At 59.2% G+C, this 12,476-nt stretch carries 17 protein-coding genes and 1 riboswitch; of the genes, 10 read left to right on the top strand and 7 right to left on the bottom strand.

What is annotated here, in order from left to right; all coding sequences use genetic code 11:
* The first annotated feature begins 47 nt into the window (after positions 1-47).
* From RUESEDTHA_RS13855 to ureG, 9 genes are all read left to right on the top strand, one after another.
* Positions 48-845, top strand: coding sequence for an urease accessory protein UreD (locus RUESEDTHA_RS13855; RefSeq protein ID WP_180887377.1), 798 nt, complete (start codon positions 48-50; stop codon positions 843-845).
* A 1-nt stretch (position 846) separates the two neighbouring features.
* On the top strand, positions 847-1,149 hold the full coding sequence (locus tag RUESEDTHA_RS13850; protein ID WP_152460019.1) for an urease subunit gamma: 303 nt from the start codon (positions 847-849) through the stop codon (positions 1,147-1,149).
* A gap of 15 nt (positions 1,150-1,164) precedes the next feature.
* On the top strand, positions 1,165-1,326 hold the full coding sequence (locus RUESEDTHA_RS13845; protein WP_255431739.1) for a peptidase M23: 162 nt from the start codon (positions 1,165-1,167) through the stop codon (positions 1,324-1,326).
* Complete coding sequence (locus tag RUESEDTHA_RS13840) at positions 1,323-1,628, top strand: urease subunit beta (protein ID WP_171123794.1); 306 nt, start codon at positions 1,323-1,325, stop codon at positions 1,626-1,628. Before RUESEDTHA_RS13845 ends, RUESEDTHA_RS13840 begins: the two co-directional genes overlap by 4 nt.
* Positions 1,628-3,388, top strand: coding sequence for an urease subunit alpha (gene ureC, locus RUESEDTHA_RS13835; RefSeq protein WP_180887376.1), 1,761 nt, complete (start codon positions 1,628-1,630; stop codon positions 3,386-3,388). The genes RUESEDTHA_RS13840 and ureC overlap by 1 nt, the downstream gene beginning before the upstream one ends.
* Before the next feature lie 115 nt (positions 3,389-3,503).
* Entirely contained in the window at positions 3,504-3,728 is a 225-nt protein-coding gene (locus RUESEDTHA_RS13830) for a hypothetical protein (RefSeq protein WP_180887375.1), read from the top strand.
* A 28-nt stretch (positions 3,729-3,756) separates the two neighbouring features.
* Entirely contained in the window at positions 3,757-4,209 is a 453-nt protein-coding gene (locus tag RUESEDTHA_RS13825) for an urease accessory protein UreE (protein ID WP_180887374.1), read from the top strand.
* Entirely contained in the window at positions 4,175-4,846 is a 672-nt protein-coding gene (locus RUESEDTHA_RS13820) for an urease accessory protein UreF (RefSeq protein WP_255431736.1), read from the top strand. Before RUESEDTHA_RS13825 ends, RUESEDTHA_RS13820 begins: the two co-directional genes overlap by 35 nt.
* Positions 4,843-5,487 (top strand): urease accessory protein UreG, encoded by a 645-nt coding sequence (gene ureG, locus RUESEDTHA_RS13815; RefSeq protein WP_180887373.1) that lies wholly within the window; start codon positions 4,843-4,845, stop codon positions 5,485-5,487. The genes RUESEDTHA_RS13820 and ureG overlap by 4 nt, the downstream gene beginning before the upstream one ends.
* 75 nt (positions 5,488-5,562) lie before the next feature.
* On the opposite strand, the gene RUESEDTHA_RS13810 is transcribed toward ureG, so the two are convergent.
* The 7 genes from RUESEDTHA_RS13810 to RUESEDTHA_RS13780 all read right to left on the bottom strand — a co-directional run bounded on the left by RUESEDTHA_RS13810 (position 5,563) and on the right by RUESEDTHA_RS13780 (position 11,128).
* Positions 5,563-6,576 (bottom strand): iron ABC transporter permease, encoded by a 1,014-nt coding sequence (locus RUESEDTHA_RS13810; RefSeq protein WP_180887372.1) that lies wholly within the window; start codon positions 6,574-6,576, stop codon positions 5,563-5,565.
* Between the two features lies 1 nt (position 6,577).
* Positions 6,578-7,525, bottom strand: coding sequence for an ABC transporter substrate-binding protein (locus tag RUESEDTHA_RS13805; RefSeq protein ID WP_180887371.1), 948 nt, complete (start codon positions 7,523-7,525; stop codon positions 6,578-6,580).
* A gap of 12 nt (positions 7,526-7,537) precedes the next feature.
* Positions 7,538-8,329 carry an ABC transporter ATP-binding protein gene (locus tag RUESEDTHA_RS13800; RefSeq protein ID WP_180887370.1) on the bottom strand — a complete coding sequence of 264 codons (792 nt, stop codon included), beginning with the start codon at positions 8,327-8,329 and terminating at the stop codon, positions 7,538-7,540.
* Positions 8,326-8,682 carry a DUF1636 family protein gene (locus tag RUESEDTHA_RS13795; protein ID WP_180887369.1) on the bottom strand — a complete coding sequence of 119 codons (357 nt, stop codon included), beginning with the start codon at positions 8,680-8,682 and terminating at the stop codon, positions 8,326-8,328. The genes RUESEDTHA_RS13800 and RUESEDTHA_RS13795 overlap by 4 nt, the downstream gene beginning before the upstream one ends.
* 100 nt (positions 8,683-8,782) lie before the next feature.
* A riboswitch (cobalamin riboswitch) is annotated at positions 8,783-8,989 on the bottom strand.
* A gap of 95 nt (positions 8,990-9,084) precedes the next feature.
* Positions 9,085-9,882 (bottom strand): metal ABC transporter permease, encoded by a 798-nt coding sequence (locus RUESEDTHA_RS13790; RefSeq protein WP_180887368.1) that lies wholly within the window; start codon positions 9,880-9,882, stop codon positions 9,085-9,087.
* On the bottom strand, positions 9,882-10,613 hold the full coding sequence (locus tag RUESEDTHA_RS13785; protein WP_180887367.1) for a metal ABC transporter ATP-binding protein: 732 nt from the start codon (positions 10,611-10,613) through the stop codon (positions 9,882-9,884). The genes RUESEDTHA_RS13790 and RUESEDTHA_RS13785 overlap by 1 nt, the downstream gene beginning before the upstream one ends.
* A 2-nt stretch (positions 10,614-10,615) precedes the next feature.
* Positions 10,616-11,128, bottom strand: coding sequence for a transcriptional repressor (locus tag RUESEDTHA_RS13780; RefSeq protein WP_180887366.1), 513 nt, complete (start codon positions 11,126-11,128; stop codon positions 10,616-10,618).
* Positions 11,129-11,184: 56 nt separating this feature from the next.
* Here RUESEDTHA_RS13780 and RUESEDTHA_RS13775 point away from each other — a divergent pair, with 56 nt between their 5' ends.
* Complete coding sequence (locus RUESEDTHA_RS13775; protein WP_180887365.1) at positions 11,185-12,315, top strand: zinc ABC transporter substrate-binding protein; 1,131 nt, start codon at positions 11,185-11,187, stop codon at positions 12,313-12,315.
* The last annotated feature ends 161 nt before the right edge of the window (positions 12,316-12,476 follow it).

The following is a 12,476-nucleotide window of genomic DNA, read 5'->3' as shown; positions in this document are numbered from 1 at the left end:
GGTGCACCATTACTCAACATGCCTCCATATTGCCCAAGCAAGACGCGATGCCGCCGCGCGCGAAGGGCGCGATTCGGCTAAGTGCAAAGCAATTGGGCGAAAAGTCGGTATTGGACGGTTTTCGCCAATCGGGGTCATTTAAGTGCCTGTTTCCCCGAACCGACGGGAACGCGCTGGACGCGGTGCTGCTGAACACTGCTGGCGGCATCACGGGCGGGGACACGTTCCGCTTTACCGGCCACGCGGGCGATGGCACGACCTTGACCCTGACCACCCAAGCCTGCGAGCGCGCGTACAAGGCCAAACCCGGCCCGTCAGGTCAGATCGTGAACCACCTGAGTGCCTCGCCGGGCGCGCGGCTGAACTGGCTGCCGCAGGAAACCATTCTGTTCGACGGCAGCGCGCTGGATCGCCGGTTGCAGATCGACCTTGCCCCGGATGCCACCGCCCTGATGGTCGAACCCCTGATCTTTGGCCGTATGGCGATGGGCGAGACCCTGACCAATATCCGCCTGCGAGACCGAATTGAGATCGCGCGCGATGGCGCACCTCTGTTTATGGACGCGATGCAGTTCGACGGTGATCTGCACGCCCACCTGGCCATGACACATATCGCGGGCGGTGCGGGGGCGATGGCGCTGGTCGCCTTTGCCTCACCCACTGCCGAGGGTCAGATTGACTCCATCCGCGCGATGCTGCCCTCCACCGCCGGAGCCTCGCTGATCCAAAGCGATCTGCTGGTGATCCGGGTGCTGGCCGAAAACAGCTTTACCCTCCGTCGAACACTGATGCCGGTGCTGCGGCGGCTGAACAATGACACGCTTCCCCGATGCTGGATGATCTGACATGAACCTGACCCCCCGTGAAAAAGACAAACTGCTGGTCGCCATGGCCGCCGAGGTCGCCCGCAAGCGATTGGCCCGAGGCGTCAAGCTGAACCACCCCGAGGCGATCGCCCTGATCACCGACGCGGTGGTCGAAGGTGCGCGCGATGGGCGCTCGGTTGCCGATATGATGCAGGCCGGAGCCGAAGTGATCACCCGCGCGCAATGCATGGAAGGTGTGCCCGAGATGATCCACGAAGTTCAGGTCGAAGCCACCTTCCCTGATGGCACCAAACTGGTGACCGTCCACAACCCTATTCGCTAACAAAGGAACACTAACATGACCCGTATGCTTTTCCCCGCCCTGATCCTTGCTGGCCCTGCGGCAGCCCATAACGGAACACATATCCACGCGCATGGCTCGGATTATGCCACTCTGGGCGTTGGTCTCGCCGTTGTCGCGCTGGCCGCCTTCGCGTTGATGATAAAGCTGAACAAATGATCCCAGGCGAGCTGTTCCCGGCCAAGGGCGAGATCACCCTGAACGCAAGTGCCTCAGCCATCACCCTGATGGTCGCTAATACTGGTGACCGCCCGGTTCAGGTCGGCTCGCACTATCATTTCGCCGAAACCAACCCTGCGCTGGATTTCGACCGCGCCGCCGCACACGGGCTGCGTCTGGACATCGCTCCCGGCACCGCCGTCCGGTTCGAGCCCGGTCAGGCGCGCGAGGTCTCGCTGATCCCCATCGGGGGCGCGCGCAAGATCTATGGGTTCAATCAAAAGGTCATGGGGTCGCTCTGATGCCAGCAACAATCAAACGCTCTGACTATGCCGCCATGTTCGGCCCCACCACCGGCGACAGGCTGCGACTGGCCGACACCGATCTGGTGATCGAGGTCGAACGCGACCTGACCGCCGAACGCGCAGGTGCCGCTGCTACCGGGGGAGCCGGCGACAACGCGCTGCTTTACGGCGAAGAGGTCAAGTTCGGCGGTGGCAAGGTGATCCGCGACGGGATGGGTCAGTCTCAGGCCACTCGGGCCGAAGGCGCCGTGGACACGGTCATCACCAATGCGCTGATTGTGGATCACTCGGGCATCTACAAAGCCGATGTCGGCCTGAAAGACGGGCGCATCGCCAAGATCGGCAAGGCCGGAAACCCCGACACGCAACCCGGCGTCGACATCATCATCGGCCCCGGCACCGAGGCCATTGCGGGCGAAGGGCGCATCCTGACCGCCGGTGGGTTCGACAGCCATATCCACTTTATCTGCCCGCAACAGATCGAGGATGCGCTGCATTCCGGCCTGACCACCATGCTGGGCGGTGGTACCGGCCCCGCGCATGGGACGCTGGCGACCACCTGCACCCCAGGCCCCTGGCATATCGGGCGAATGTTGCAGGCCGCCGACGCGTTTCCGATGAACCTGGCCTTTGCGGGCAAGGGCAACGCCTCGCTGCCCGCCGCGCTTGAGGAGCAGGTCAACGCAGGTGCCTGCGCTCTGAAACTGCACGAGGATTGGGGCACGACCCCTGCCGCCATCGATTGCTGCCTGACGGTCGCCGATGCGATGGACGTGCAGGTCATGATCCATACCGACACGCTGAACGAATCCGGCTTTGTCGAGAACACCGTAGGTGCCATGAAGGGCCGCACGATCCACGCCTTCCACACCGAAGGCGCTGGCGGTGGTCACGCCCCAGACATCATCAAAATTTGCGGCGAGAACCACGTTCTGCCGTCTTCGACCAACCCCACGCGGCCCTTCACCGTGAACACGGTCGAAGAGCATCTGGATATGCTGATGGTCTGTCACCACCTCGACAAATCCATCCCCGAGGACGTGGCCTTTGCCGAAAGCCGCATCCGGCGCGAGACAATCGCGGCCGAGGATATCCTGCACGACATGGGCGCGTTCAGCATCATCGCGTCCGACAGTCAGGCTATGGGCCGTGTGGGTGAGGTTCTGATCCGCACATGGCAGACCGCCGACAAAATGAAGAAGCAACGTGGTCGTCTGCCCGAGGAAACTGGCGAGAACGACAATATGCGCGTGCGCCGCTATATCGCCAAATACACGATCAACCCGGCGATTGCCCACGGGCTAAGTCATCAGATCGGCAGTATCGAAGAAGGCAAACGCGCCGATCTGGTGCTATGGAACCCGGCCTTTTTCGGGGTGAAGCCCGAGATGGTCTTGCTGGGCGGCACCATTGCCTGCGCGCAGATGGGCGACCCCAATGCCTCGATCCCGACGCCGCAGCCGGTCTATAGCCGTCCGATGTTCGGGGCCTATGGGCGCTCGGTCGAACATTCGGCGATCACATTTGTCTCGGGCGCGGCGCAGGCTGCGGGGATTGGTGATACACTAGGGTTGGCCAAGCAAACCGTCGCGGTGCAAAACACCCGCAATATCGGCAAAAGCGACCTGTTGTTGAACAACGCCACGCCCCAAGTCGAGGTCGACCCCGAAACCTATGAGGTGCGCGCCGATGGCGAGTTGCTGACCTGCCAACCCGCCGAGGTTCTGCCCATGGCGCAACGCTATTTCATGTTCTGAGACATGCTGCGTTGCAGCATACGCAACGCAGCCATGACCAAACATCTACTACAAAACGAGGCCGACATGACACATCATGAAGACCAAGGGAGGACCAACAAGTTTGAAGGTCCACATGGCACATTCAGCACCGCAATCCAGCCCGCGCGTTTCGCTACCCGGACTGATCGCATCCTTCGGGACGTCGATCTATTCGTTTCTTATCCGAATGGCAGACGCACAAACGCGCGTTCAGCAGATCAAATTTCTTCAATCCCTCAGCGACGAAGACCTGCGCAAGCTCAGGTTGACACGCGACCGGATCCCACACCGCGTCTTCGCGGATTCAATCTGGCTCTGACCCGGCTTTTGGCAGGGGGGGCAACCGCATGACCGCCCTTCTCTGCACGGCACGGCAGTATTCCGACCATACGCATGGTGACCCCGCCGACCACCTGTCACTGACTTATGAAGACCGTTTTCTGCGCCGCAAGGTGCTGACCTGTGAAAGCGGTGAACAGATTCTGATTGATCTGTCGCAGACAACCTCGTTGGATCACGGCGGTGCCCTGATCCTTGACGACGGGCGCGAGGTCGAAATACAGGCCGCGCCCGAGGCGTTGCTGGAAGTCACGGCCCCCGACCTGACCCGCATCGCATGGCATATCGGCAACCGCCACACACCCTGTCAGGTCGAAGCGGACCGCTTGCTGATCCAGGTCGACCACGTCATCCGCGACATGTTGCTGAAGATCGGCGCAACAGTGCGCGAGGTTCAGGAACCCTTTACACCCGAAGGTGGCGCCTATGGCCACGGCAGGACCCATGGCCACGCCCACTGACACAGATATCCTGACACTGACCCAGTGGCTTTCGCCTGCTTATCCGGTCGGAGGGTTCGCATATTCGCACGGGCTGGAATGGGCGATCGAGTGCGGCAGCGTTGCCAACGCCACCGACACAAAAGAATGGGTTGCCGATGTGATCGAATACGGCTCTGGCCGGAATGACTGCATATTTCTTTCAGCCGCGTATTCGGCACAGACCACCACCTCCTTGTCCGAGGTGGATCAGGCTGCGCGCGCATTCTGCGCCTCGTCCGAGCGGTTGATGGAAACCCGACTGCTGGGAGAAGCGTTTTGCGGCATAACCGCAAATGTCTGGGCGGTGGAGTTGGGCACCCTGACCTACCCGGTCGCCTTGGGATATGCGGCACAGCGACAAGGCTTGCCGCTCGGCCTGACAGCCCAGATGTACCTGCAAGCCTTCATGTCCAATCTGGTCGCGTGTGCGACGCGTTTGGTACCGCTGGGGCAAACCGAAGGACAGCGAATGATCCGCGACCTGACGCCTTTGTGTCAGCATGTGGCGACGGACGCTGTGACCTTGGGGCTGGACGATCTGGGGTCGACGGCGTTTCTGACAGATGTCGCGTCGATGAAACACGAAACTCAATATTCAAGGATGTTCCGAACATGAGCAATATGAACGGCCCCCTGCGCGTGGGCATCGGTGGTCCTGTTGGCGCAGGCAAGACAACTCTGACCGCTGCCCTGTCCGAGGCGCTGCGCGACAAGGTATCCGTTGGCGTGATCACCAATGACATCTACACCCGCGAAGATGCCGAGGCGCTTATGCGGATGCAAATCCTGCCACAAGACCGGATCATTGGCGTTGAAACCGGAGGCTGCCCGCATACGGCCATTCGCGAGGATGCCTCGATCAACCTGGCGGCCGTTGCCGAGATGCAGGCGCGCCACCCCGACGTCGAAGTTGTTCTAATCGAAAGCGGCGGGGACAACCTGTCCGCCACATTCAGCCCGGAACTGGCGGATGTAACGCTCTATGTGATCGACGTGGCTGCGGGTGAAGAGATTCCGCGTAAAGGCGGGCCGGCGATCACCAAATCGGACGTCCTGATCATCAACAAGACCGATCTGGCCCCGCATGTTGGCGCGTCACTAGAGGTGATGGACCGAGACGCAACAAAAATGCGCAACGGTCGCCCATTCGTGTTCACCTCGCTGCGGCACCGCAAAGGCGTGGACAAGGTTGTCGACCTTCTGGCGCAAATCGGGGGATTGAACATTCCCGCCGACGTGACCGAGGGGGCCGCCTAGCGCAGCCCCCCCTATCAACGGAAGTTGATCACGAAACTGCAGGCGAACTTCTCGACCTAAACAAAAGCGCCCTTATCATTTCATTTCCCTTGCTGTTTTAAACAACAAAAGAAAAACAAAAATCGACCCGATCGAGGTGGTAACAATACCCACTGGCAGTTCCTGAGGTGCAAGCAACAGGCGGCTGAGGATATCTGAACCGGTCAGTAAGGCCGCCCCGACGATGGCCGCAGCGGGCACAAGACGGTTGTGCAAAGGTCCAGCGATCCCGCGTGCGATGTGGGGCACCATGAGCCCAACAAAACCGATAACCCCCGCAACCGAAACAAAAACGGCGGTGGCAAGGGCCGCAACAAAAAACATGCGGAACCTCAATGCCTGTACCGGAACGCCCAGCGTCGCTGCCGTCAAGTCGCCGGTCAAAAGCGCATCCAGCCAACGGCTGCGCCACAAGGCATACGTCAAGATCAACAGCATCCCGGCGCAGACCAGCGGAAATGTCTCCCATCGGGCCAGACCCAGACCGCCCAGCATCCAAAAGATAACCGAGTGCGCGGCGCGACTGTCGCCCGCAAAAATCAGATAGTTCGTGATCGCCGAAAACAGAAACGAAACTGCCAATCCCGCAAGGATCAGCTTTTCCGGCGCACTGGTGCGCAATCCGTGAACCAGTGCCAGCACAATTCCCGACGCGACAAGCCCGCCGCAAAATGCGGCCAGCGGCAGTGTCCAGAATCCCAGGACGTCGCCGGTCACCGTAATGACGAAAACCGCACCCGCCGCCGCACCTGACGAAAGGCCGAACAGGAAGGGATCAGCCAAGTCGTTGCGTGTTGTGGTCTGAAGCACCACGCCAACAACGCCCAGTCCTGCACCGATAACGGCCGCAAACAATGCGCGCGGCAAGCGAAGGTCAAAGACAATTCGGTGCAGCGGCGACACCTCGCCATCCGCCATCCCAGTGCCAAGCATCACCGCATCTAACGCAACTGCGGCCGGAATTTGCGTCGTGCCGTAAATGGTCGAAACCAGCAAAAGGGCGGCCACGACGACCGCCCCCAGCAAGAGAGTCAGACCGAAACGGCCCATATTAGTTCAGGCCCGGGTGCATCGCGTCGGCCATTTTCGAAATCGCCTCGATATTTGCGGGTCCGGGGGTCAGTTCTTCGTAACGCAGGCCAATCCAGCGTTCGTTCTTGACCGCATCGGTCTGCGACATCACGGGGTGTTCCTGCAGAAACTTGAACGTGTCTTCCGCGCCGTTTCCGGTCTGATAATCCAGCAGCACCAGAAATTCGGGGTTCGAAGCTGCCACAGCCTCCCACGAGGTGCGGCCCCAGCTTGTGTCCATGTCATGAGTGACATTTGCACCACCGGCTGCAGCGATCATCGCGTCAGGGATGGCGAATTTACCCGCGGTAAAGGGCGCGTCGGCTGGCCCATCCAGCAGGAAAACACGGGGTTTTGGCAGGTCTGCAGTTTGCGCCTGGATCGCGGCCAGTTCCTCTTTCCAACCGGAAACCAAAGCCTCGGCCTTGTCTTCAACATGCATGACCTTGCCCAGGCGAAGCACGTCATCAAACAACAGGTCCATGCTGGCCTCGGGGCGATCCTTGTCCAGATGCACACAGCTTTCCGTCAGGATCATTGTTTTGATACCAAAGGGTTCCAGCGTGTCGGGCGTCACGTCACCACCCGGCTTCATCCCATAGTACCAACCCGCGAAGAACAGGTCAGGCTCTACTGCCACAAGGTTCTCAACAGTTGGGTATTTCGGCGCAAGCTCGGGGATGTCACCGCGCAATGTGTCAAACTCGGGGCTGGTCTTGTACCAGCCTGTGATGCCGGTCAGACCCACAATCTTATCCTGCAGACCCAACGCAAAGGCCATGTCGGTCATGTTCATATCATGCACAACCAGACGCTCGGGCTGGGTGTCGAACACCAGCGGCGCACCGCAATTGTCAACCGTAACTTCGTGCGCGACGGCACCACCTGCCAAAACAGTGGCCAGTGCCACAGACAAGATCTGTTTCATTCAGAAATACTCCTATTCGTAAGTTGTTATCGAGGTTTTTCGGATATCCAGCGCCGGGATCACGCGACCTTCGTGGGGAAAGCACAGGTAATCGACGCCAAACGTGTCGCGGACCCGGCCCGGGGTCAGCACGTCGGCTACCAGCCCAAAACCGGTCAGCCGGGTGTCTTTCATCAGCGCCACATGAGTGGCAAATTCTGGGATCATCACCAGATCGTGCAGGATCATCACCACGGTGATACCCAGTTCAGCGACCAGCGACAGCATACGCCCCTTCGTATCCGGGTCCAGATGGTTGGTGGGTTCGTCCAGAAACAAAAGCGTAGGATTCTGGGCCAGAGCACGGGCGATATGCGCGCGCTGTTGTTCCCCCCCGGACAGAACGGCCATCTTTTTGTCGGCCAAAGCGCTAAGCCCGGTAAGGTTCAGGATTCTGACAAGATCAGCGGCGTGTTCCTCGGCAGAGCGGTCCGCACGGATAGGAATCTGGCCTAGCGCCACATAATCCCGCAACAGCAGCCTGCCATCCGGGAACTCCTGCTGACTGACCACGGCGATCGTCCGCGCCCGGTCCCGTGCAGACATCTGTTTCAGGCTGCGTCCGTTGACCAGAACGTCACCCTGGTTCACTTCATACGCGCCACATAACAGATTCAAAAGCGTCGTCTTGCCTGCCCCGTTGGGCCCGGCAATTGCAAGGATTGCGCCTTCGCATAATGTGAATGAGACCCCCTGCAGCAGTATATCGCCACTAAGGACCTGATGGGTCAGATCACGCGCCACCAAAATAGCTGGGTTGGTCATGGACACACCCCTTTTTCAATGCGGGGCATGCGGGACAGTGTCTTTATGAACAGTGGTTCCGGACGCTCGGTCGCATTGGTCCAACCATCTGCGCTGTTTTGGTATTGGCGGGCAAACTCAGTCAGTGCCTGGATATCCTGCGCATCCTGAATGTCACCAAAAAGGTACTGCGCTTTGTCGACTGCCTGAAACCCAACCGTCACAGGCCGCGCGCATCCGGCCATGCAATCGACCATGCGGATGGAAAAACCATTGGGCAAACGGTCGAACACCGCGTCGGACAAGCCCTGCGCGTGTGCCTCACCCTGACATGTTTTGCAGATGAGAAGAAAATGGTCAGGCGCTGACGGCATGGTTTCCTCCGCCTGCTTCAAAGCGCGGGCAGACAGTGCCGGAAATGTAAACACGATGTGCTCGTGTCATCAAAGCCTCCTTCCAGGACGCCCCGCCCCGGGTTGGTTAACACTTGATGGCAGGTCTCCTGACTTGCGGGTCGATGCTTGGCCATCCTTCCCGGCACTGGGGCCAGTGGGTTTTTGGCGTCGCTCACCGCTTACAGTTGCGGGGGCAGTCACGGACTTGGCGCCAAACAGCAGCCTCACCGTATTCCCTTTTCATCCCTTGGGCGCACCATCGGGAACCATCATCCGAACGGGTGCCCGAGATCACAGATCAGGTCAACAACAATGTTGTCGCAGCCACTCAGTTTTTGGCAGACGAGACACCCAGCTAAATCAATCCAAAGTACAGTTGCCCTATACCCCGCTTCGCGACCGCCATCCCGTGAGGCTGAAACCGACAAACAAAACTGCAGCCACGCAGACGATTGAGGGACCCGCCGGTGTGTCAAACACATAAGCAGCGCGCAACCCTGCAACAGCCGAGAAAGCCCCGATTGCCGCGGCAATCAATGCCATCGTTTCCGGGGATCGCGCCAGGCTGCGCGCGGCCGCTGCCGGAATGATCAGCATCGCGGCGATGAGCAACACGCCCACAACCTTGATCGCGACAGCTACCGTAACCGCCAGAGACAAAGTCAGGATCAACTGCTCGCGCTTGGGGTCGAACCCAGTGGCGTAGGCCAATTCTTCGTTCAGCGTAGCAGTCAGCAGTTGCGACCATCGCCATACGATCAACGCGACGACCAGCGCGGCCCCGCCCCAGATCACGACAAGATCGGTGCGCGAAACTGACAGTATGTCACCAAAAAGATAGGCCATCAGGTCGATGCGAATGCCGGACAAGAACGACACTGCGACAAGGCCAAAGGCAAGCGACGAATGCGCCATAACCCCAAGAAGCGTATCCATGGCATAACCGCGACCGGATAGCATTGTGACGGCCAGCGCCATGATGAGCGCGACAACCAACGTTCCCAGAAAGATTGACATCTGGAATGCCAGCGACAGGGCAACCCCCAGGATCGCGGCATGGGCCGTAGCGTCCCCAAAATACGCCATGCGCCGCCAGACAACAAAACAGCCAAGGGGGGCGGCTGCAATTGCCACGCCAATACCGGCGAGCGTTGCCCGCGTCATAAAATCATCAAGCATTATTCTGCCGCTTCGTGAGAGTGGTCGTGATTGTGATCATGTTCGTGGCGATACAGGGCAAGCGCGCCACCGGTGCCTGTTCCAAACAGGGCGCGGTATTCCGGTGCCGATGCAACCACGGCAGGCGACCCCTCGCAGCAGACATGACCATTGAGGCAGATTACCCTGTCCGATGCACTCATCACAACGTGCAACTCGTGGCTGATCATCAAAATGGCGCAGCCGGTTTCCTGCCTAACCGCCTCGATCTGCTGGTAAAAACTGGCCGAGCCTCGCTGGTCGAGGCCTTGCGTGGCTTCATCCAGCAAAAGGATGTCAGGGCGATTGATCAAAGCCCGCGCCAGCAATACGCGCTGAAACTGGCCCCCGGACAGTTGGGACATCTGGCGCTTCAAAAGATCCGGCACACCCGCCGCCGCCAGCGCCGCAGCGCAGTCATCTTTCGAAACGCGGTGTGTCAGGCGCATGAACCTTGCAACCGAGATCGGCAATGTCGGGTCAACATGCAGTTTTTGCGGCACATAGCCGATTTTCAGTCCGGGCTTCCTGGAAACATGGCCAGCAGAGGGATTGGTCGCGCCGATGATAGCCCTAAGCAGACTGGTCTTGCCTGATCCGTTCGGGCCAACGATGGTAACGATCTCACCTGCCTCAATCGTCATATCCACATTGTGCAGAACGGTGTTCGCACCGTACCGTACGCTGAGTTTTTCAACGGTGATCAGGGTCATTTCTACGCCTTTTCGGTGCAGTCAGGGCAAAGCCCTTCGGCTTCTACAACCGTTCGTTCAATTTCGAAACCCGCCGCGCGTGCCGCAGCCCCCAAAACACCTTTGGCCGGTGTGGATTGCGCCTCGGCCACGGCGTCGCATTTTCGGCAAATCATGAAGGCCGGCGAATGAGAGGCCCCTGGGTGAGAACAGGCAACAAAGGCGTTCAGTCGCTCAATCTTATGCACGAACCCATTCTGAGCAAGAAAGTCGAGTGCACGATACGCCACCGGAGGCTGTGACCCATAGCCTTCCTCGCGCAATCGGTCGAGTATCGCATACGCGCCCAGCGCGCGATGCTCTTGCAACAGCATTTCCAGAACCCTGCGACGGACTGGCGTCAGACGCAGCCCTTCTTCCTTGCACCGGGTTTCCGCTGCGGACAGCCCGGTTGCAACGCACGTCTTGTGGTCATGCTTTTGGAACCCAACCGGGGCCGTATCCCCGGTTATTTCGGGTTGCGTATCACTTGTCATGTTATTCCATATCATGTATGCCGCTCGCAATGTTATAAAATCACACAGAGGGTCTGATGTCCAGAAAGCTTCTCCCACTATCTATCACCGCTGCATTCATGGGCGGAACGGCCTTGGCGGATGTACCCAATGTCGCGGTCGATATCGCGCCAGTTCACTCGCTTGTGGCACGGGTTATGGAAGGTGTCGGAACGCCCGACCTGATCATCTCACCGGGTGCCTCGCCGCACGAATACAATCTGCGCCCCTCAGAAGCTGCAGCGCTGCAAGACGCCAACTTGGTTTTTTGGATGGGTGAAGGCCTGACACCGTGGATGGAAGGGGCTGTCGAGACCCTTGCTGACGGCGCCACCGTCACGACCCTGTTGGAAACGGATGGAACAATTCTTCTGGATTTCCGTGAGAACGCCCTGTTTGAAGCCCACGATCATGACGATCACGATGACCACGGGCACGACGAACACGCCGAAGACAAGGATCACGAAGATCACAGCGATGAGCATGATCACGACGATCACGCCAAACATGACGACCATGACAACCATGCTGAAACCAAAGGTCATGACGATGAACATGCCCATGATGATCATGACAGCCACGACGATCATGATGATCATGACCACGAAGATCATGCAGACCACGAAGGGCATGACGACCACGATGGTCACGCGCATGGGGACCATGACCCGCACGCCTGGTTGTCGCCAGAGAACGCAAATACGTGGCTGAATGTGATCGCCGCCCAGCTATCTGCGGCAGATCCGGACAACGCCGGTACGTATTTCGCAAATGCTGCGGCGGCGCGAGAAGAAATGGCGGCCCTGTCTGCCGAGATCGCCGAAACGCTCGAACCGGTCCGAGGAGGCAGCTTTATCGTGTTCCACGATGCCTACCAGTATTTCGAGAATGCGTTTGATTTCCCCGCCTCTGGCGCAATTTCGATTGGTGATGCATCCGACCCAAGCCCTGCCCGCATTGCTGAAATCCAGGCACGCATCAAGGACGAAGGCGTGAAATGCGTTCTGGCCGAACCGCAGTTCAATCCTGGGATCGTCGAGGTTGTGATGGATGGTGCCGACGCCAATACCGCAGTAATCGACCCGCTCGGCTCTGATCTTGAACCCGGAGCGGCGCTTTACTCCCAAGTCATTCGCAACATGGCGCAAACACTGGCCGATTGCCTTTGATCCCCTGCCCGGCCGAAGTTCAAAATTCGGTCGGGCTGAACGTCAGCGGCATCGCAAGTGAGTGTTTGCCCAAGTTCCGAGTGATCGCGATCCTCTGACGTTTTCAAATTCGATCGAAAACCGAACGAAAGACCGACAGCCTTAGCCCCAATCCGCAAACA

It is taken from the genome of Ruegeria sp. THAF57 (genome assembly GCF_903914075.1).
Lineage (GTDB): Bacteria > Pseudomonadota > Alphaproteobacteria > Rhodobacterales > Rhodobacteraceae > Ruegeria.
Note: the sequence above shows the minus strand (reverse complement) of the source record. Positions and strands in the feature narration are given on the sequence as shown.